We start from the raw sequence: 19,522 nt of genomic DNA, 5'->3' as shown, positions 1-19,522 counted from the left end.
AGACGTGGTGCGTTCCGGTTGTCACGGACGCTGTCCTGATCGGCGAAGCAGGCACACCAAGGTGTATTTTGTTGCGTCACATTGATATGGAACTTATTTATTAAAATCAAAAATTAACAAGCATATTATAGGGGACATATCAATCTATTTTTCTTGGCATCCTATTAATTCGTCGCGTATATTCGATTTCCAGCTGATTCATCGCTTCCGTGTCCATAAGTGTTTTTCCGGCCGGTTGCACGGCCAGTCACAATCACGGTGTCCCCATGAAAGACGCAACACAACCGACCGTCGGCCAGGGCTTGCCCGAAGCACAAGGCCTGTACATGCCAGAAAACGAACATGACGCGTGTGGCGTCGGCTTTGTTGCCCACATCAAGGGCCGCAAGAGCCACGAAATCGTGGAGCAGGGTCTTAAAATTCTCGATAACCTGGATCACCGCGGCGCGGTGGGTGCGGATCCGCTGATGGGCGACGGCGCCGGCATCCTGATCCAAATTCCGGATGCGTTCTATCGCGAGGAGATGGCGCGGCAGGGTGTGACGTTACCGCCGTGCGGCGAGTACGGCGTTGGCATGATTTTTCTGCCCAAGGAGCACGCATCGCGCCTGGCTTGCGAGCAGGAACTCGAGCGCACGGTCAAGGCCGAGGGGCAAGTGGTACTCGGCTGGCGCGACGTGCCAGTCGACGGCACGATGGAAATGTCGCCGATGGTGAAGGCCAGCGAGCCGGTGATCCGCCAGATCTTCATCGGTCGCGGCAAGGACATCATGGTCACCGACGCGCTTGAACGCAAGCTGTACGTGATCCGCAAGACGGCCAGCCACCGTATCCAGGCGCTCAAGCTCAAGCATGGCAAGGAGTATTTCGTGCCGTCGATGTCGGCGCGCACGGTCGTCTATAAGGGGCTGCTCCTGGCGAGGCAGGTGGGGATCTACTATCGCGACCTGCAGGACGCGCGGGTTGTGTCAGCGCTTGCGTTGGTGCACCAGCGTTTTTCGACCAACACGTTCCCGGCGTGGGAGTTGGCGCACCCGTATCGGTTGATTGCGCACAACGGCGAAATCAACACGGTCAAGGGTAATGTCAACTGGCTGAACGCGCGCACCGGGGCCATCGCGAGCCACGTGCTCGGCGATGATCTGCCCAAGCTGTGGCCGCTAATCTACCCGGGCCAGTCCGATACAGCCTCGTTTGACAACTGCCTCGAATTGCTGGTGATGGCGGGCTATCCGCTGGCGCACGCGGTGATGATGATGATTCCGGAGGCGTGGGAGCAGCACGCGCTGATGGATGAGAACCGCCGCGCGTTCTACGAATATCACGCGGCGATGATGGAGCCGTGGGACGGTCCGGCGGCGATCGCATTTACCGACGGTCGTCAGATCGGCGCGACGCTGGATCGCAACGGCTTGCGTCCGGCGCGCTACTTAATCACCGATGACGACATGGTGATCATGGCGTCCGAGGCCGGCGTGCTGCCGATCCCCGAGTCCAAGATCGTCAAGAAGTGGCGCCTGCAGCCGGGCAAGATGTTCCTAATCGACATGGAGCACGGCCGCATCATCGATGACAAGGAACTGAAAGACAATCTGGCGAACGCGAAACCGTACAAGAGCTGGATCGATGCGGTGCGCATCAAGCTGGACGAAATCGAGCCGAAATCGGAGGACGTTGCGGCGGCGGCTGAGCCGCAGGGCGCGCTGGCTTTGCTGGACCGGCAGCAGGCGTTCGGTTACACGCAGGAGGACATCAAGTTCCTAATGGCGCCGATGGCGCAAGCCGGCGAAGAGGCGATCGGCTCGATGGGCAATGACTCGCCTCTCGCGGTGATGTCGAACAAGAACAAGACGCTGTACCACTACTTCAAGCAGTTGTTCGCGCAGGTCACGAATCCGCCGATTGACCCGATTCGCGAGAACCTGGTGATGTCATTGGTGTCGTTCATCGGGCCGAAGCCGAACCTGCTCGATACGAACAACATCAACCCGCCGATGCGGCTGGAAGTGTCGCAACCGGTGCTCGACTTCAAGGATATCGCGAAGATCCGCGCAATCGGCGAGTACACCGGTGGCAAGTTCAGTTCCTACGAATTGACGATCTGCTATCCGGTCGCGTGGGGCAAGGCCGGTATCGAGGCGCGCCTGGCGTCGCTGTGTGCTGAGGCAGTCGACGCTGTGCGCTCCGGCTACAACATCTTGATCGTATCGGATCGCAAAACCGACCGGGACAATGTCGCGATCCCGGCGTTGCTCGCGACCTCGGCGATTCACAGTCACCTGGTGGCGCATGGGTTGCGCACGAGTACGGGCCTGGTGGTCGAGACCGGTTCCGCGCGTGAGGTTCATCACTTCGCGCTGCTCGCCGGTTATGGCGCCGAGGCGGTGCACCCTTATCTGGCGCTCGAGACGCTGGTGGCGATGTCCAGCGGCCTGCCGGGCGCGCTGTCGGCCGACAAGGCCATCCAGAATTTCACGAAGGCGGTCGGCAAGGGCCTGCAGAAGGTCATGTCGAAAATGGGCATCTCAACCTACATGTCGTACACCGGCGCGCAGATCTTCGAGGCGGTGGGCTTGTCCAGCGAACTGGTCGCCAAGTACTTCAAGGGCACCGCATCCAGCGTTGGCGGCATTGGCTTGTTCGAAGTGGCGGAAGAGGCGATCCGCCTGCATCGCGATGCATTCGGCGACAACCCGGTCCTCGCGACGATGCTTGACGCCGGCGGCGAGTACGCGTACCGCGTGCGTGGCGAAGACCACATGTGGACGCCCGACGCGATTGCGAAGCTGCAGCATTCGGCGCGCAGCAACTCGTATCAGACGTATAAGGAGTACGCACATATCATTAACGACCAGACCCGCCGTCACATGACGTTGCGCGGCCTGTTCGAGTTCAAGGTCGATCCTGCCAAGGCTATTTCGCTCGATGAAGTCGAGCCGGCCAAGGAGATCGTCAAGCGCTTTGCAACCGGTGCGATGTCGCTTGGCTCAATCAGTACCGAGGCACATGCGACCCTGGCAATCGCGATGAACCGCATCGGTGGCAAGTCCAACACCGGCGAAGGCGGCGAGGACGAGCGTCGTTACCGCAATGAGCTGCGTGGTATCCCGATCAAGAACGGGGATACGCTCGGCTCGGTCATTGGTGAAGAGGCGGTCGTCGTCGATATTCCGTTGCGCGACGGCGATTCGCTGCGCTCGAAAATCAAGCAGGTCGCATCGGGTCGTTTCGGCGTGAGCGCCGAGTACCTAAGCTCGGCCGACCAGATCCAGATCAAGATGGCTCAGGGCGCCAAGCCGGGCGAAGGGGGCCAGCTGCCCGGACACAAGGTGTCGGCGTACATCGGCAAGCTGCGCTACTGCGTGCCGGGTGTCGGGCTGATTTCCCCGCCGCCGCATCACGATATCTATTCGATCGAGGACCTCGCGCAGCTGATCCACGACCTGAAGAACGCCAACCCGTGCGCCGGCGTATCGGTGAAACTCGTCTCTGAAGTCGGCGTGGGCACGGTGGCGGCGGGCGTGGCCAAAGCCAAGGCTGACCACGTCGTGATCGCGGGCCACGATGGCGGCACGGGCGCATCGCCGCTGTCTTCGATCAAGCACACCGGCACACCGTGGGAGTTGGGCCTGGCCGAGACGCAGCAGACGCTGGTGCTCAATAAGCTGCGCGGCCGGATCCGCGTGCAGGCCGACGGACAGATGAAAACCGGCCGCGACGTCGTGATCGGCGCGCTGCTGGGCGCCGACGAGTTTGGCTTTGCGACGGCGCCGCTGGTCGTTGAAGGCTGCATCATGATGCGCAAGTGCCATCTGAACACGTGCCCCGTGGGCGTCGCGACGCAGGACCCAGTGCTGCGCGCGAAGTTCCAGGGCCAGCCCGAGCACGTGGTGAACTTCTTTTTCTTCGTGGCCGAGGAAGTGCGCGAAATCATGGCGCAGCTCGGGATTCGCCGCTTCGACGAATTGGTCGGTCGGGCCGACTTGCTGGATACGAAAAAGGGCATCGCGCACTGGAAGGCGCGTGGTCTCGATTTTTCGCGGATCTTCCATATGCCTGAGGCGGGCGCCGAGGTGGCGCGCCGGCACGTCGATACGCAGGACCATGGCCTGGATCGGGCATTGGATCATGTGTTGATCGACAAGGCGAAGGCGGCGATCGACAATGGTGAGCATGTGTCGTTCATCCAGCCGGTGCGCAACGTGAATCGCACGGTCGGCGCGATGCTCTCGGGGTTGATCGCGCGCAAGTATGGGCACGATGGCCTGCCGGACGATACGATCCACATCCAGTTCAAGGGGACGGCGGGACAGAGTTTCGGCGCGTTCCTAGCGCGCGGCATCACGCTGGACCTGGTCGGCGACGGCAACGACTATGTGGGCAAGGGGCTCTCGGGTGGACGCATCATCGTGCGTCCGACCAATGACTTCCGCGGCAAGTCAGAAGAGAACATCATTTGCGGTAACACCGTCATGTATGGCGCGATTGAGGGCGAGGCGTACTTCCGGGGCGTTGCGGGAGAGCGCTTCTGTGTGCGCAACTCCGGCGCGACGGCGGTCGTTGAGGGCACCGGCGACCACGGTTGCGAGTACATGACCGGCGGCACCGTCGTCGTGCTCGGCGAAACCGGCCGCAACTTCGCGGCTGGCATGTCGGGAGGCGTCGCGTACGTGTTCGATCCGGACAACACGTTCGCGACCCAATGCAATAAGGCGATGGTCGCGCTTGAGCCGGTGCTGCAGCAGGCCGAGCAAGAGCGCACTGTCGATCCGGCGCTGTGGCATCAGGACCAGACCGACGAGGCGTTGCTCAAGGGGCTAATCGAGCGCCACTTTGAGTTCACCGGGTCGCCGCGCGCCAAGGCGCTGCTCGAGAACTGGGATACGTCGCGGCGTCAGTTCGTCAAGGTGTTTCCAACTGAGTACAAGCGTGCCTTGGCCGAGATCGGTGCCAAGAAGAAGGCGGCGAGCGCGCCGAGCCTAGCGGTCTGACGGCTCGCGCACCGACGCGGCGGCGGATGCGCCGGCAAGTCAACGCACGACAGTCCCGCCGCGGTGCAGCGGGCTGCCCCTCAATATGCATTGGTTAAGAGAAGCTCATGGGCAAGGCAACCGGTTTTCTCGAATATGAACGCCGCCACGAGGCGTATGAACTACCGCTAGAACGCGTGAAGCACTGGAAGGAATTCACGCATGCGCTGACCGACGAGGACGCAAAGATCCAGGGCGCACGCTGCATGGATTGCGGCATTCCGTTCTGCAACAACGGTTGTCCGGTGAACAACATCATTCCGGACTTCAACGACCTCGTGTTTCGCCAGGACTGGAAGCAGGCGATCGAGGTGTTGCACTCGACGAACAATTTTCCAGAGTTGACCGGCAGAATCTGTCCCGCGCCGTGCGAGGCCGCCTGTACGCTGAATATCAACAGCGACGCGGTGGGCATCAAATCGATCGAACGCGCGATCATCGACAAGGCGTGGAGCGAAGGATGGGTCGCGCCACAAGTGCCCAAGCTGAAGACCGGTAAGAAGATTGCGGTGGTGGGGTCCGGGCCTGCCGGGCTGGCCGCCGCGCAGCAGCTGGCGCGAGCCGGTCATGAGGTGACGGTGTTCGAGAAAAACGACCGAATTGGCGGTCTGCTGCGCTACGGCATCCCCGACTTCAAACTGGAGAAATGGCAAATCGACCGCCGCATGCGCCAGATGGAGGCCGAAGGCGTGACGTTCCGTACCGGCGTGTTCATTGGCAAGGAGCCATTGCCGCCGTCGATCAACAATGCAGCGAAGGACACTCTGTCGCCGGACGAATTGCGCGAACAATTCGACGCAATCGTGATGGCGGGCGGTGCCGAAACGCCGCGTGACTTGCCAGTGCCGGGCCGCGAGTTGGCCGGCATCCACTTCGCGATGGAATTCCTGCCGCAGCAGAACCGGGTCAACGCTGGCGACAAGCTCGCGGATCAGTTGCTCGCCAAAGGCAAGCACGTGGTCGTGATTGGCGGCGGAGACACCGGGTCGGACTGTGTCGGCACGTCGAACCGGCACGGCGCGAAGAGTGTCACGCAGTTCGAATTGCTGGCGCAGCCGCCGCAGGAGGAGAACAAGCCTCTCGTGTGGCCGTACTGGCCGATCAAGCTGCGCACGTCGTCGTCGCATGAGGAAGGTTGTGAGCGCGATTGGTCGGTCGCGACCAAGCGTTTCGAGGGCAGGAGAGGCAAGGTCGAAAAGCTGATCGCTGCGCGCGTCGAGTGGAGGGACGGCAAGATGCAGGAGGTGCCCGGTTCCGAGTTCGAAATGAAAGCGGACCTGGTACTGCTTGCGATGGGCTTCACGCAGCCGGCGGCGGCGATGCTCAATGCGTTCGCCGTTGACAAGGATCAGCGCGGCAACGTGCGGGCCGGCACCGACGGCGAGCGCGCGTATCACACGTCGGTCGACAACGTGTTTGCTGCTGGCGACGTGCGCCGGGGGCAGTCGCTGGTAGTCTGGGCCATTCGCGAAGGTCGCCAATGCGCGCGCGCGGTGGACGCGTTCCTGATGGGGGCATCAGAGTTGCCGTGCTGAGTTTGAGTCGTGCGCAGCAGGGCGGCTTTGCCGTAGGGAATCATCGATGGATGTCAGACTGCAGCGTTGCTTTGTTGCCCTCATTCCCGATTCCGGCGCCCTTGATGCAATCGACGCGTGGCGCGCTCCATGGCGCGCCGGTCATATTACAGGCGTCAGATGGACGCCGCGTGAGCAGATCCATCTGACCATACGATTTATTGGCGCACTGACGCCGAGTGGGGGAAAACGGCTGATCGACGAATGGCCGACGCTGACGCCGGTGCCGGACATGCTGCCCACCTCGCATGCCGCGATGCTGCCCAGCGCCAGGCGCGCGCGCGTGTATGCGCTTGAACTGATCAGCGCGCCGGCGTTCCTCGCGTGGGTGGCTCGCGTCGACGTGCTGCTGGAGCAGGCTGGTGTGCCCGCCGCTGCGCGGCCGTTGCGGCCGCATCTGACCCTGGCCAGGCTGCGCGGCGATCCGCCCGCGCTAACGCACGATTTCGAAACGGTGCGGCCCGTGCCGCCGTTGATCACCTTTGATACGCTGGCGTTGGTCAGCAGCATGCTGACGCCGGCCGGATCACGCTACACGACGCTCGCGGCGGTACCGGCCGGGCGCAGCCGGCCGTGACTGCACTATGCGCGCGTGGGGCACAGCCGTCACCACGCTGCCGCACGTCAGACATCGCGTACCACTTCGATTGTCTCGGCGTGCATCGCTTGCACGGACTCCCGGTGCGCGACACTGACGATTGCCGCGTGAGCTAGACGTTGCGTCAGCACGTGGTACAGCGCCGCCTCGGTGTCGAGGTCGAGCGCGCTGGTCGCTTCGTCAAGGAACAGGAAATCGGGTTTTTGCAACAGCACGCGGGCGATCGCCAGGCGTTGTTGTTCGCCCGGCGACAGCACGCGCTCCCAATGGTCACTCACGTCAAGCTTATCGACCAGTTCGCCCAGCCGGCAGGCGCGCAGCACGTCGGCACAGTCGGCGTCGGTAAACGCGTCGGCCGTCGCTGGATAGCACAGCGCGCTCTTGAGTGTGCCGATTGGCACGTAACTTTTCTGCGGCACGAACATCACCCGTGCGTTGACGGGCATCTCGATGGTGCCGCTGCCAAATGGCCATAGGCCGGCCAGCGAGCGCAGCAGTGTGCTTTTGCCGGAGCCCGACGCGCCTCGCACTAGCACCCGCGAGCCGGGCGCGACGGCAAACGAGCCGATCGTCGACAGCGGCGTGCCATCCGGGCGCATCAGCCGCAGCGCCTGCACGCGCAGTACCGTCGTATCGGCCATCCTCGTGTGGATGCCGCCGTGCTCGGTGGCCCGTGACGTCGATTCGAGCAACTGCGGCTGCGCCATGATGCGCCGAAATTCCTTGAGCCGGTTAGTCACAGCGCGCCATGCGGCCAGCGTCGAGTAGCTGCTGATGAACCATGAGAACGAGCTGCTGACGGTGCCGAACGCACCGATTATCTGCTGATAACCGCCGTAGCTGACCGCCTTCGCGAAGTATTTCGGTGCGGCGGCGATAAACGGGAACACAATGGCCAGTTGCGAATAACTGACCACGACAAGGTTCAGGCGCCGCGTATAGCGCATGATCATCCGCCAATTGTCGCGGATGTGCCCGAAGGCGCCTTGCAGCGCTTTCTCCTCGGAGCGTTCGCCCTCGTACAGGGCAATTTGATCCGCATTCTCGCGCAACCGGATCAACGAGAAACGAAAGTCCGCCTCGACCCGTTGTTGTTGGTAGTTGATCGACACGAGCGGGTGGTTGACGCGATGCGTGATGTACGAGCCGACCACCGCGTAGAGCAGGGCGGTCCACACCATGTAGCCGGGTATCGTCACGTCGGTGCCGAACACGGTGAAGCTAAGCGGGCCAGCCAAGTGCCATAGGACATTGCTGAACCACAGCAACGTGACGGACGTGGACAGGAAATCCAGTGAGAGCGCTAGCGTCGTGCTCGCCAGTTCTTGTAGGTCCACTGAAACCCGCTGGTCCGGGTTATCGGCGAGCTTGTCGCGCTCGATCCGATAGTACGCGCGGCCCGACAGCCACTCGTGCATATATTGCGTGGTGAGCCACTGGCGCCAGCGGAATTCGAGCATCTGCCGGAAGTACGTGCGGTACGAGCCGAGCAGGATCATCGCCATTGCGATCGCGGTAAATTGCAGCAGTGAGTGCTTGAACACCGGATAGTTGTACTGCTGGATCGAGTCGAAGAACACGCGCTGCCATGTGTTGAACCACGCGTTGACCGCCACCATGGTCATGTTTATCGCGACCACGAGCGCGAGCAGTCCCCAGGCGATCCACTTTTCGTCCGACACCCAATACGGCTTGATCAGGCTCCACGTGGTAATACGCTCGTTGTTGCCTGATGCGGGTTGATTCATAGGGTTCCTCAAATGTAGGGTTCCTCAAATCGGTCCATTCACCGGCGCGCCGCTGCGTCGCACTGTCGCGGGCGTCGCGGGCGTCGCGGGCGTCGCGGGCGTCGCGACGGTGACCGACTCGTGCCAGTGCGGATTGTTCCGGCTACCGCTTAATTTCGGCTTAAGGCGCGTGGCGGCGCACGCTCCGGCAGCGGCGATTGCGCGACATTGTGCCAGAGCAACGAATTGCGGCCCGCGGCGGTTTTGTGATTTAATGGGCTTAGACGAAATAGGGGTGCTTTGCACGTCGGTGCGGGTTTGCCAGTCGATGCGCGGCGAACCGCGTAGTGCGAGGCAGAGAGAGTCCCTTCGCACCCGATCCGGATAATACCGGCGCGGGAAGTTTCCGATTCCGTGCTGTCCTGCTGTGAGGGAGCGGACGTGCCTGCCGGCGCGCCACTGCGATCAGGTCCCGCACGTGAATCTCGCCGGTTTCGTCCTTGTACCCCGATTTCCGTACATAGGATTCGATTGCCGTGCTCAGATCTGACCCCCCTTCAGAAACCGCGTGCCACGCCGCGCCGATGCCCGATGTCGCAGTTCTGGGCGGCGGCTTGTCCGGTCGTCTCATTGCGTGGCGGCTCGCGCGCGCGGGCCATCACGTCGCGCTATATGAGCAAGGCGAGCCGAGCGGCCGCAGCGCGGCAGCGTGGGTCGCCGCGGCCATGCTCGCGCCGCTGGCCGAAGCTGCCAGTGCCGAGCCGTTGTTGGTGGAGTTGGGCGCCGCGTCGCTCGAGCGCTGGGCCGAATGGTTGCCGCAGTTGTCACAGCCGGTGTTCTTTCAGCGCAACGGCACGCTGATTGTTTGGCATGCGGCCGATCGCGCCGAATGGCCATTGTTCGAGCAGCGCGTGCGCGTGAACGCGCCCATTACGATGCTGCGCGACGGCATCGTCGCACTGCACGGTGCTCAGGTCACGCAAGCCGAGCCAGCGCTTGGCACGCGTTTTCACGACGCGCGCCTGCTGCCTGGCGAGGGACAACTGGACAATCGGCAGTTGCTGGCAGCGCTGGGGGCCGCGCTCGACGAACTGCATGTCGACACGCACTGGCATACCTGCGTGCGCGAGGATGCCCTGCCTGCTGCCGGTCTGGTGATCGATTGCCGTGGATTGGGCGCGAAGCGGGCATGGTCTGGTCTGCGCGGGTTGCGGGGAGAAGTCGCGCGGGTTCATGCGCCGGGCATTGGTCTGAGCCGGCCGGTGCGTCTATTGCATCCACGCTATCCGTTGTATATCGCGCCCAAGCAGGACGATCACTATGTGATCGGGGCCACCGAGATCGAGGGCGAGGACATGTCGCCGGTGAGCGTGCGCTCGGCGCTCGAGTTGTTGTCGGCGGCATACTCGCTGCATCCTGCCTTCGGCGAGGGCCGGATCCTCGAGCTAAACGCGCATTGCCGGCCCACACTGCCAGACCATCGCCCCGCGCTGTCGTGGGATGGCGCGTCGGTGTTGCGCGTCAATGGCCTGTACCGCCACGGCTACATGATTGCGCCTGAAGTGGCGCACGAAGCCGTGACGCTCACGCACGCGTTGCTCGATGCGCAGGTGCGAGATCCGGACGGTTTTGACGCATGGCGTGCCGCCTCGCGCTGGCCGATGCTTTACCATACGGCTGCGCTGCAGCCGTGCCCGACTGACGCATAAACTATGGATATCCAGATCAACAACCAGCCGTTTTCATTGCCCGACGATGCGCGCCTTGCCGACGCGCTAGCCTCGTATGGTGCGGTGCCGCCGTACGCGGTCGCGATCAATAGCGAATTCGTGCCGCGCGCGCAACATGCTGCGCGCGCGCTCACGCAAGGTGACCGAATTGACATCGTAAAGCCCGTGGCAGGCGGATGACGCATTGGTGGCATGCCACGCGAGCCAACAATCTGACCTATGGGTCACCGAAACTGACGAAGACAATGATGAATTCGCATTCCACCGCCGACGCGCTGATCCTGTACGGACAAACCTTCACAAGCCGGCTGTTGCTCGGCACTTCGCGCTACCCGTCGCTACATGCGCTCGAGGCCTCGCTCGAGGCCGCGCGGCCCGCGATGGTCACCGTCGCACTACGGCGCCAGTTGGCCGCGCAAGGCGACGCCGACGTCGGTTTTTTTGACGCGCTGAAGCGCCAGGGTGCCGCGCTGTTGCCTAACACCGCCGGTTGCCATGCCGTGAAGGAGGTGGTGACGACCGCGCAGATGGCCCGCGAAGTGTTCGAGACCGACTGGATCAAGCTCGAGCTGATTGGGGACGACTATACGTTGCAGCCAGATCCGGTGGGTTTGATCGAGGCGGCCGACATCCTCGTGCGGGACGGCTTCAAGGTGCTGCCGTATTGCACGGAAGACCTCGTCGTTGCGCGGCGACTGCTCGACGTTGGCTGCGAGGCGTTGATGCCGTGGGGCGCTCCGATCGGCACCGGCAAGGGGGTGGTGAACCCGTATGGGCTCAAGCTGCTGCGCGAGCGCCTGACGGGCGTACCGCTGATCGTCGACGCAGGCCTGGGTGTGCCGTCGCACGCGTGTCAGGTGATGGAATGGGGGTTCGACGCCGTGCTGCTCAACACGGCAGTGTCGCAGGCGGCGCGGCCCGAGGCGATGGCGCGGGCGTTCGCGAGTGCGGTCGATGCGGGGCGCGAAGCGTACTTGGCCGGGCCAATGCCAGAGCGCGACAGCGCGCATGCGAGTACGCCGGTGGTCGGTATGCCGTTCTGGCACCAGGACGGCTATCGCGCGCCGGAGGGCGCCGCCGTCCCGCCCTCGAATGAGCGTCCATGAGCGGTCCCTTCCTGCGGGAGCGCGAGGTTTTTTATCCGCCGGCGGACGAACTGCTGGAGGCGGCCGAGCGGATCCGCGTACGGTTGGGTGATTGGCCGCGCGCCAGCCAGTCTGTGCGTATCTGTCTCGCGCCGCCGCCGCAGCCGGGGCCCGGTGACGTGGTCGTAGCGACCGATGCACAGCCTCATGCGGCCGATGCCGCGCGCTGGGTGGCTGCCGGCGCCGCGGTGCTGGACGCGTCGGCGCGCGCCATGCGGTTGCATCAGGGCGATGCGGTCCGCACGTTGGAGGCCGCACCGTGCGACGACTGGATTGCGGCGTTCGCCGCGTTCATCGATTGTGGCTGCGCGCCGCACGACGCGTTGTGCCTCGCTCTGGCGTGGCGGCAGGGCGACGAGCATGCGCAGGATCCATGGCCGAGTGACTTATCGCGCTTTCCGCGCGTGCTGGGGTTGCCCGATGCGCCGGTGCGGCCGTTCGCCGCGTGTCCGGCAGCGCTTGGTCTGTATCCGGTGGTGCCGACAGCCGACTGGATCGAGCGGCTGCTACCGCTCGGCGTGCGTACCGTGCAACTGCGCCGCAAGGTTGACGGGGCGGGCGGCGCGGCGGATCCGCGCGAGTTAGCCGTGCTGCGGGCCGACGTGCGCCGCGCCGTTGTGGCAGGCCGCCGCTATGAGGGCGCACGCGTGTTCATCAATGACCACTGGCAACTGGCGCTGGACGAACGCGCATACGGTGTGCATCTGGGCCAGGAGGATTTGCAGCGTGCGGACATCGGTGCGCTTGCGCACGCGGGGCTGCGGCTGGGTTTGTCTTCGCACGGATACTACGAGATATTGGTGGCGCTGCACTTCAAGCCGAGCTATGTCGCGCTGGGCGCGGTGTTTCCGACCACCACCAAGGCGATGCCCAGCGTGCCGCAGGGGCTTGCGCGACTCGCGCGCTACGTGCGGCTGCTGGACGGCGTGGTGCCCTGCGTGGCAATCGGTGGCATCGACCTGCAGACGCTGGACGACGTGCTGGCCACTGGTGTGCGCGGCGCCGCGGTCGTGCGCGCGGTAACGCAGGCCCACGACATCGAAAAAGCAATTTTTGCGTTGCAAAGAGGGTTTGCCCGATAATGCGGGGCTCGCCTGCTATTTCCCTACGCCGCGAAGGTGGCATGTAAGCAGTCTTGTGCGCAGTCCACGTCGGGGTTTCAGGCGGCAAATCCGCTTTAGGTCCTATAATCCGCGTTCCGTGCTTTTTGATGACCGCCTACGTGCCGCCAACCGCCTCCGATATCCTGCTTGAGCTTCGCGACGTTGCTTTCGGCTACAGCGCTGAGCGGCTCGTGCTCCAGAACCTGAACATGCGTTTCAAGCGTGGACAGGTGGTTGCGATCATGGGCGGCTCCGGGTGCGGCAAGACGACGGTGTTGCGGCTCATCGGTGCGCTGGTGCGCGCCAACCGAGGTCAGGTGCTGTTCCGCGGCGAGGACGTCGGTGCAATGAGCCCCCAGGCGGTCTACGCGGCACGGCGCAGGATGGGTATGTTGTTTCAGTTCGGGGCGTTGTTTACTGACATGTCGGTGTTCGACAATGTCGCATTCCCGCTGCGCGAGCATACGGACCTGCCGGAGGCACTGATCCGCGATCTCGTGCTGATGAAACTCAACGCAGTCGGCTTGCGCGGCGCACGCGACTTGGCGCCGTCCGAAGTGTCGGGCGGCATGGCGCGCCGGGTCGCGCTGGCCCGGGCGATCGCGCTCGACCCCGAACTGATGATGTACGATGAGCCGTTCGCGGGACTGGATCCGATCTCGCTGGGCATTACCGCGAACCTGATCCGCACCCTCAATACCGCGCTCGGCGCCACGTCGATCCTCGTGACGCACGATGTGCCAGAATCGTTTGCGATCGCGGACTACGTGTATTTCATTGCGAATGGACGGGTGCTCGCCGAGGGCACGCCCGCGCAGTTGCGCGCGTCGCAGGATCCAAGCGTGCGGCAGTTCATCGACGGCGCGCCTGACGGTCCCTTTCATTTTCATTATGCGAGCGCGCCGCTGGATGCGGACTTCGGTCTGCGCGCCGCGTCGCGCGCAGGAGAGTAGCGCATGATCGCCACGGTCGGCCGCGCCGTTCTCGACGGCCTTTCACGCACGGGCTACGGCGCCCGCATGTTCGCGCGGCTCGCGTCGGAGTGCTTTCCATTGCTGCGGCGCCCGCGCACTGTCACCCAGCAGATCCACTTCCTGGGTAATTATTCACTCGTCATCATCGCCGTTTCGGGGTTGTTCGTCGGCTTCGTGTTGGGCTTGCAGGGCTACACCACGCTGAATCGCTACGGCTCCGAGCAGGCACTCGGACTGTTGGTCGCGCTGTCGCTGGTGCGCGAGCTTGGGCCGGTGGTCACCGCGCTGCTGTTCGCGGGACGCGCCGGCACGTCGCTGACCGCGGAGATCGGCCTGATGAAGGCGGGCGAGCAACTGACCGCGATGGAAATGATGGCGGTGGACCCAATCCGGGTCGTTGTCGCACCGCGATTCTGGGCTGGCGTGATCGCCATGCCGATCCTGGCGGCGATCTTCAGCGCGGTGGGCATCGTCGGCGGGTATTTTGTTGGTGTGGTATTGATCGGCGTGGACCCCGGCGCGTTTTGGTCCCAGATGCAAGCGGGCGTCGACCTGCGGCAAGACATCGGCAACGGCGTGATCAAGAGCATCGTGTTCGGCTTCGCGGTGACCTTCGTCGCGCTGTTCCAAGGCTATGAAGCCAAGCCGACCCCCGAAGGCGTGTCGCGCGCGACGACCAAGACGGTCGTGTTTGCCTCGCTGGCGGTACTCGGGCTGGACTTTCTGCTGACCGCGCTAATGTTCAATTGATGGATGGAACCGGCGCCACAGCGCGCCGGCACGACTGCGTGCGCGATTCCCGTGCAGCGCGCAGCGGCAACAGCTATTCCGATGGGATGACGATGAAGAAAAACGCTCTGGACTTCTGGGTCGGCTTGTTCGTGGTGCTTGGTTTTGTTGCGCTGCTGTTCCTGGCGCTCAAGGCTGGCAATATGAGTTCGCTGTCGTTTCAATCTACCTATTCGGTGAAAATGAAGTTCGACAACATCGGCGGACTGAAGCCGCGCGCGGCGGTCAAGAGCGCCGGTGTGACGGTGGGCCGCGTACAGAGCATCGGGTTCGATACGCAGACTTACCAGGCACTCGTTACGATCGACGTGTATAAGCAGTACACGTTCCCCAAGGACTCGTCGGCCAAGATCCTAACCTCGGGCCTGCTCGGCGAGCAGTACATCGGCCTGGATCCGGGGGGCGACGAGCAGCTACTCAAGGATGGCGACACGCTCACGATGACGCAGTCCGCGATCGTGCTGGAAAACCTGATCGGCCAATTCCTGTACAGCAAGGCAGCGGATGCCGGTGCGGGCAAGCCGGCCGCGCCTGCTGCACCCGCGGCGGCCCCCGGGCCCGCCGCGGCCAGCCCTGGCGCATCTCAAACCCAAGTCGCGCCGGCGAGCGCGACGGCAAACTGAGGGGAAGCACAATGATAACGATGCGAGCCACCGTCGTGGTCGTGGCCGTGGCCGCTGCGATGGCGCTGGGTGGTTGTGCGACGGTGAAGACGCCGTCGAAGCAAGACCCGCTGGAAGGATTTAACCGGACGATGTTCGAATTCAACGACACGCTGGACCGCGTGGCGATGAAGCCGGTGGCGCGCGCCTATAACTGGGCGTTGCCCCAATTCGTCCGCGATCGTGTGTCGAGCTTCTTCTCGAACATCGGCGACGTGTATATCGCCGCCAACAATTTGTTGCAAGGCAAGATCACCGCGGGCACGGAAGACATCATGCGCGTGGCGATCAATAGCACGTTCGGGCTGGGCGGGCTGTTCGACTTTGCCAGCCAGGCCAGGTTGCCGAAGCACCAATCGGACTTCGGCGTCACGTTGGGCCACTATGGCGTGCCGCCGGGCCCGTACCTCGTGCTGCCACTGCTCGGGCCCAATACCGTGCGCGACGCGGCAGGCCTGCTGGTCGACTGGCAGGGCGACCTGACTGCCTACATGCGTCCGATCTGGCTGCGCACGACGCTGTATGGCGTGCGCATCGTTAGCACGCGCGCGGCGTTGCTCGGTGCGACCGACCTGCTGTCCAATGCGGCGCTCGACAAGTATTCGTTCGTGCGCAACGCCCATTTGCAGCGGCGCCAGTACTTGATTTCGGATGGCAATCCGCCGCCGCCCGCGTACGACGATGAATCGGACGCCGACACCGGCCCGACTGACGATGGCGCACCGGCGCCTGACGCCGAAGGTGCGCCGGCTGCTGGCGCCGGCCCTACCCACCCCGCGGCGACGCGACCGCCGGTACCGGCCGCTGCACCGCAGCCCGACGCAGCGCAGGGGGCATCGGCCCCACAACGGCAGGAGCTGACCGGCGCGGTGGGGCCGGATGCTGCTGCGGCGCGATTGGCGTCGGAGACGCACGTGCCAAGCCAGCAGATGATTCCACCCGGCGGCCGTCCCTATAGCATCCCGAATCTTCGGTTCAGATGAGTATGCTTCGCGGCGAATGAAACTCGAACTGCGCAATTCGCTCCAATGTTCGACGATCGTTGACCATAGCGGAAAGAAACAATCGATAGGACTGAGTTAATGAAAAATTTTTTACTGATCCCCGTCGTTGCCACGTTGCTGTCGTTTAGTGCCGGTTCGTTTGCCGAAGCACCGGCTATTGATACAGGCGCACCGGATGGGCTGGTGAAATCGGTGACGACCGACGTGCTGAGCATCGTACGCGCCGACCCGTCGATCAAAGCCGGCGACATTGACCGGATCACGCAGGTCGTTAACCAGAAGATTCTGCCGTACACCGACTTTGCGAGGACGACGCGTCTGGTCATGGGGCGGCACTGGCGCACCGCGACGCCGCAACAGCAGCAGCAGATCGTCGAGCAATTCAAGATGCTGCTGATCCGGACCTATTCCGGGGCGCTGTCGCAGGTCGGCAATCAGGAAATCCAGTATCAGCCGCTGCGCGCGGCGCCGACCGATACCGACGTTGTCGTACGCTCGACGGTAATCAACAATGGTCGGCCGATCCAGCTTGACTATCGGATGGAGAAGACCGCGCATGGCTGGCGAGTCTATGATTTGAATGTCGCCGGCGCTTGGCTCGTGCAGACATATCAGCAACAGTTCAATGAGCAGATCCAGCAATACGGAATCGATGGCTTGATCAACTACCTATCGCTGAAGAATACGCCGGCTGCCGCGGCCAAGAGCACATCGTGACGACCTTTGAAACGGGCCAGACGCTGACGGTCGCGACGGCGAACGCCGTGCTCAAGGCTGGTCTGAACCATATCGCCGGCGGCGCGACCGGCGTGGATTGCGCCCGCCTGCAGCAATTCGATTCGTCGGCGTTGGCGGTATTGCTGGCGTGGCAACGTGCGGCTCGCGCGCGTCACGCGGCATCGTTCTCGATCTTGAACCTGCCCGACGGATTGGCCAGCCTTGCCCAGGCCTACGGCGTCCAGACGCTGGTTTCGTCCCGCCGACATTGACGCTGTCACGTCGTTTCAGGTGACGGCGTGGGCCACGTGGCCAATCGGCCCCTCGCGGCGACCCGCCGACTTCGCCTATAATCAAGCGTTTTTCAAGCCGTTGATAGGCCATTGCCCGCCCGCGCAGCCTGCACGGGCAGGTCTGCAAACTCTGCCGGCGCTGTCGCGCTGCACACTCATGCCAGCCATAGAAATCCACAACGTCAAAAAGCGCTATCGCGATTTGCAGGCGCTCAAAGGCGTGTCGTTCACCGTCGAGGATGGCGAGTTCTTCGGATTGCTCGGCCCCAACGGCGCAGGCAAGACGACGCTGATCAGCATGCTTGCGGGTCTGGCGCGCGCGGACGAAGGATCGATCGCGGTGCGTGGCCACGATGTCGTGACAGACTTCAGGCGCGCACGGCGCGCGCTTGGCGTGGTGCCTCAAGAGTTAGTGTTCGACCCCTTTTTTACCGTGCGTGAATGCCTTCGCATTCAATCCGGCTATTTCGGTTTGGCCCGCAACGACGACTGGATCGACGAGGTGATGGCCAATCTGGATCTGACTGAGAAGGCGGACGTCAACATGCGCGCGTTGTCCGGCGGAATGAAGCGGCGCGTACTGGTCGCGCAGGCGCTCGTGCACCGGCCGCCGGTGATCGTGCTGGATGAGCCGACCGCGGGCGTGGACGTGGAATTGCGCCAGACGCTGTGGAAATTCATCGCGCGGCTCAACCGCGAAGGGCATACGATCGTGTTGACCACGCATTACCTGGAAGAGGCCGAGGCGCTGTGCGACCGCATCGCCATGCTGCGCCGCGGCGAGGTGGTCGCGCTGGAGCGCACCGGTGCGTTGCTGCAGCGCTTCACCGGACTGCAGTTGTTCGTGCGCGTTAGCACAGGTGTGGTGCCGGCGCAGGTCAGGGCCCTGGCGGTCGGCGCGCCCGATCCGGCGGGCCGGCAGCACCTGCTGAGGTTGGACTCGTATGACGACGTGGAGCCGATTCTTGCGCAATGCCGTGCGGCTGGCTGCCGGTTCGACGAGATCGACGTGCGTAAGGCCGACCTGGAAGACGTGTTCGTGCAGATCATGAACGCGCCCGAGGTCGTGGAGGGGCTGGCATGACAGGCTTCAGGACGCTGTTTTACAAGGAAGTGCTGCGGTTCTGGAAGGTGGCCTTCCAGACCGTGCTGGCCCCGGTGATGACCGCGTTGTTGTACCTGACCATCTTTGGCCACGCGTTGCGTGGCCATGTCCAGGTCTATCCTGGCGTCGAGTACACGAGTTTCCTCATTCCGGGACTGGTTATGATGAGCGTGTTGCAAAATGCATTTGCGAACAGCTCGTCGTCGTTGATTCAGTCCAAGATCACCGGCAACCTAGTGTTCGCCCTGTTGTCGCCGCTGTCGCACTGGGAGATGTTCTGCGCCTACGTGCTGGCCTCGGTTGTGCGCGGCCTGACTGTCGGGCTGGGGGTATTCGTCGTGACCATTGCGTTCATCCCGGTGCCGTTCTTCGCGCCGCTGTATATTGTCGCGTTCGCCATGCTTGGCGCGGCGATCCTCGGCACGCTGGGCCTGATCGCTGGGATCTGGGCCGAGAAGTTCGACCAACTGGCGGCATTCCAGAACTTCCTGATCATGCCGTTGACGTTCCTGTCCGGCGTGTTTTATTCGACGCATACGTTGCCGGACCTGTGGCGGCACGTATCGCGCCTGAACCCTTTCTTCTACATGATCGACGGATTTCGCTTCGGCTTTTTCGGTGCGTCCGACGTGGCGCCGCTTGCCAGTCTGGCAGTGGTGGGGGGATTTTTCGTCGCCGTCGCGGCATTGGCGGTACGCTTGCTGGCGAGCGGGTACAAACTGCGTCATTGAAGCATGGGAATCGGTCAAGGCGTCGCGCTCGGCGTGCGTCGCGACCCACAATTGAAAGCATACTGAGAGGGACTTGCGATGTTGCCGACCCCGGAACAAGTCAAGGAATATATTGAAGCCGGCTTGCCGTGCGAGCGTATCGACATCGAAGGCGACGGCCAGCACTTCTTCGCGACGATCGTCAGCTCGGCATTCGAGGGCAAGCGCAGTATCGCGCGGCACCAGCTTGTCTATGCGGCGCTGGGCGAGCGCATGCGCGAGGAGATTCACGCGTTGAGCATGAAGACGCTGACACCGACTGAATGGCAAAACCGATGAAGCAGGATTCGAGTGCGAATTA

At 63.2% G+C, this 19,522-nt stretch carries 17 protein-coding genes and 1 riboswitch; of the genes, 16 read left to right on the top strand and 1 reads right to left on the bottom strand.

Annotation, left to right across the window (positions count from 1 at the left end; translation table 11 throughout):
- Window positions 1–266 precede the first annotated feature (266 nt).
- The 3 genes from B0O95_RS10145 (at window position 267) to thpR (ending at window position 7,181) form a co-directional block, all read left to right on the top strand.
- Complete coding sequence (locus B0O95_RS10145) at window positions 267–4,991, top strand: glutamate synthase-related protein (protein WP_104077806.1); 4,725 nt, start codon at window positions 267–269, stop codon at window positions 4,989–4,991.
- Between the two features lie 107 nt (window positions 4,992–5,098).
- Window positions 5,099–6,565 carry a glutamate synthase subunit beta gene (locus tag B0O95_RS10140; protein ID WP_104077805.1) on the top strand — a complete coding sequence of 489 codons (1,467 nt, stop codon included), beginning with the start codon at window positions 5,099–5,101 and terminating at the stop codon, window positions 6,563–6,565.
- A gap of 46 nt (window positions 6,566–6,611) precedes the next feature.
- Window positions 6,612–7,181, top strand: a complete 570-nt coding sequence (thpR, locus tag B0O95_RS10135; protein ID WP_104077804.1) for an RNA 2',3'-cyclic phosphodiesterase — start codon at window positions 6,612–6,614, stop codon at window positions 7,179–7,181.
- Window positions 7,182–7,228: 47 nt separating this feature from the next.
- Here thpR and B0O95_RS10130 read toward each other — a convergent pair whose 3' ends face one another.
- On the bottom strand, window positions 7,229–8,950 hold the full coding sequence (locus tag B0O95_RS10130; RefSeq protein ID WP_104077803.1) for an ABC transporter ATP-binding protein/permease: 1,722 nt from the start codon (window positions 8,948–8,950) through the stop codon (window positions 7,229–7,231).
- A 260-nt stretch (window positions 8,951–9,210) separates the two neighbouring features.
- Window positions 9,211–9,348, top strand: a riboswitch (TPP riboswitch).
- A 165-nt stretch (window positions 9,349–9,513) separates the two neighbouring features.
- Here B0O95_RS10130 and B0O95_RS10125 point away from each other — a divergent pair.
- From B0O95_RS10125 to B0O95_RS10065, 13 genes are all read left to right on the top strand, one after another.
- Entirely contained in the window at window positions 9,514–10,638 is a 1,125-nt protein-coding gene (locus B0O95_RS10125; protein WP_104077802.1) for an FAD-dependent oxidoreductase, read from the top strand.
- A 3-nt stretch (window positions 10,639–10,641) separates the two neighbouring features.
- Window positions 10,642–10,839, top strand: a complete 198-nt coding sequence (gene thiS / locus B0O95_RS10120) for a sulfur carrier protein ThiS (protein WP_104077801.1) — start codon at window positions 10,642–10,644, stop codon at window positions 10,837–10,839.
- A 68-nt stretch (window positions 10,840–10,907) separates the two neighbouring features.
- Window positions 10,908–11,765, top strand: coding sequence for a thiazole synthase (locus tag B0O95_RS10115; RefSeq protein ID WP_104077854.1), 858 nt, complete (start codon window positions 10,908–10,910; stop codon window positions 11,763–11,765).
- Complete coding sequence (thiE, locus tag B0O95_RS15555) at window positions 11,762–12,886, top strand: thiamine phosphate synthase (RefSeq protein WP_146064048.1); 1,125 nt, start codon at window positions 11,762–11,764, stop codon at window positions 12,884–12,886. Before B0O95_RS10115 ends, thiE begins: the two co-directional genes overlap by 4 nt.
- 128 nt (window positions 12,887–13,014) lie before the next feature.
- Window positions 13,015–13,860, top strand: coding sequence for an ABC transporter ATP-binding protein (locus tag B0O95_RS10105; RefSeq protein WP_104077800.1), 846 nt, complete (start codon window positions 13,015–13,017; stop codon window positions 13,858–13,860).
- A gap of 3 nt (window positions 13,861–13,863) precedes the next feature.
- Entirely contained in the window at window positions 13,864–14,631 is a 768-nt protein-coding gene (mlaE, locus tag B0O95_RS10100) for a lipid asymmetry maintenance ABC transporter permease subunit MlaE (protein WP_104077799.1), read from the top strand.
- Between the two features lie 86 nt (window positions 14,632–14,717).
- Window positions 14,718–15,293, top strand: a complete 576-nt coding sequence (gene mlaD / locus B0O95_RS10095) for an outer membrane lipid asymmetry maintenance protein MlaD (RefSeq protein ID WP_104077852.1) — start codon at window positions 14,718–14,720, stop codon at window positions 15,291–15,293.
- A gap of 11 nt (window positions 15,294–15,304) precedes the next feature.
- Window positions 15,305–16,315, top strand: coding sequence for an MlaA family lipoprotein (locus tag B0O95_RS10090; protein ID WP_104077798.1), 1,011 nt, complete (start codon window positions 15,305–15,307; stop codon window positions 16,313–16,315).
- A gap of 99 nt (window positions 16,316–16,414) precedes the next feature.
- Window positions 16,415–17,053, top strand: a complete 639-nt coding sequence (locus B0O95_RS10085; RefSeq protein WP_104077797.1) for an MlaC/ttg2D family ABC transporter substrate-binding protein — start codon at window positions 16,415–16,417, stop codon at window positions 17,051–17,053.
- Entirely contained in the window at window positions 17,050–17,325 is a 276-nt protein-coding gene (locus B0O95_RS10080; protein ID WP_104077796.1) for an STAS domain-containing protein, read from the top strand. Before B0O95_RS10085 ends, B0O95_RS10080 begins: the two co-directional genes overlap by 4 nt.
- Window positions 17,326–17,503: 178 nt before the next feature.
- The gene (locus B0O95_RS10075; RefSeq protein WP_104077851.1) at window positions 17,504–18,430 is read left to right on the top strand and encodes an ABC transporter ATP-binding protein; all 927 of its coding nucleotides are present in this window, start codon (window positions 17,504–17,506) and stop codon (window positions 18,428–18,430) included.
- The gene (locus B0O95_RS10070) at window positions 18,427–19,182 is read left to right on the top strand and encodes an ABC transporter permease (RefSeq protein ID WP_104077795.1); all 756 of its coding nucleotides are present in this window, start codon (window positions 18,427–18,429) and stop codon (window positions 19,180–19,182) included. The genes B0O95_RS10075 and B0O95_RS10070 overlap by 4 nt, the downstream gene beginning before the upstream one ends.
- A 78-nt stretch (window positions 19,183–19,260) precedes the next feature.
- A complete protein-coding gene (locus tag B0O95_RS10065; protein ID WP_076785593.1) occupies window positions 19,261–19,500 on the top strand; it encodes a BolA family protein in 240 nt (79 codons plus the stop codon).
- Window positions 19,501–19,522: the final 22 nt, after the last annotated feature.

The organism is Mycetohabitans endofungorum, from assembly GCF_002927045.1.
GTDB lineage: Bacteria > Pseudomonadota > Gammaproteobacteria > Burkholderiales > Burkholderiaceae > Mycetohabitans > Mycetohabitans endofungorum.
Note: the sequence above shows the minus strand (reverse complement) of the source record. Positions and strands in the feature narration are given on the sequence as shown.

What these genes read in the sequence shown, in the direction of transcription:
- B0O95_RS10085 (WP_104077797.1), top strand. Translation starts at nt 16,415, where the DNA reads ATGAAAAATTTTTTACTGATCCCCGTCGTTGCCACGTTGCTGTCGTTT.
- B0O95_RS10075 (WP_104077851.1), top strand. Translation starts at nt 17,504, where the DNA reads ATGCCAGCCATAGAAATCCACAACGTCAAAAAGCGCTATCGCGATTTG.
- B0O95_RS10105 (WP_104077800.1), top strand. Translation starts at nt 13,015, where the DNA reads ATGACCGCCTACGTGCCGCCAACCGCCTCCGATATCCTGCTTGAGCTT.
- B0O95_RS10070 (WP_104077795.1), top strand. Translation starts at nt 18,427, where the DNA reads ATGACAGGCTTCAGGACGCTGTTTTACAAGGAAGTGCTGCGGTTCTGG.
- mlaD (WP_104077852.1), top strand. Translation starts at nt 14,718, where the DNA reads ATGACGATGAAGAAAAACGCTCTGGACTTCTGGGTCGGCTTGTTCGTG.
- thpR (WP_104077804.1), top strand. Translation starts at nt 6,612, where the DNA reads ATGGATGTCAGACTGCAGCGTTGCTTTGTTGCCCTCATTCCCGATTCC.
- B0O95_RS10125 (WP_104077802.1), top strand. Translation starts at nt 9,514, where the DNA reads ATGCCCGATGTCGCAGTTCTGGGCGGCGGCTTGTCCGGTCGTCTCATT.
- mlaE (WP_104077799.1), top strand. Translation starts at nt 13,864, where the DNA reads ATGATCGCCACGGTCGGCCGCGCCGTTCTCGACGGCCTTTCACGCACG.
- B0O95_RS10145 (WP_104077806.1), top strand. Translation starts at nt 267, where the DNA reads ATGAAAGACGCAACACAACCGACCGTCGGCCAGGGCTTGCCCGAAGCA.
- B0O95_RS10140 (WP_104077805.1), top strand. Translation starts at nt 5,099, where the DNA reads ATGGGCAAGGCAACCGGTTTTCTCGAATATGAACGCCGCCACGAGGCG.
- B0O95_RS10130 (WP_104077803.1), bottom strand. Translation starts at nt 8,950, where the DNA reads ATGAATCAACCCGCATCAGGCAACAACGAGCGTATTACCACGTGGAGC.
- B0O95_RS10065 (WP_076785593.1), top strand. Translation starts at nt 19,261, where the DNA reads ATGTTGCCGACCCCGGAACAAGTCAAGGAATATATTGAAGCCGGCTTG.
- B0O95_RS10090 (WP_104077798.1), top strand. Translation starts at nt 15,305, where the DNA reads ATGATAACGATGCGAGCCACCGTCGTGGTCGTGGCCGTGGCCGCTGCG.
- B0O95_RS10115 (WP_104077854.1), top strand. Translation starts at nt 10,908, where the DNA reads ATGAATTCGCATTCCACCGCCGACGCGCTGATCCTGTACGGACAAACC.
- thiE (WP_146064048.1), top strand. Translation starts at nt 11,762, where the DNA reads ATGAGCGGTCCCTTCCTGCGGGAGCGCGAGGTTTTTTATCCGCCGGCG.
- thiS (WP_104077801.1), top strand. Translation starts at nt 10,642, where the DNA reads ATGGATATCCAGATCAACAACCAGCCGTTTTCATTGCCCGACGATGCG.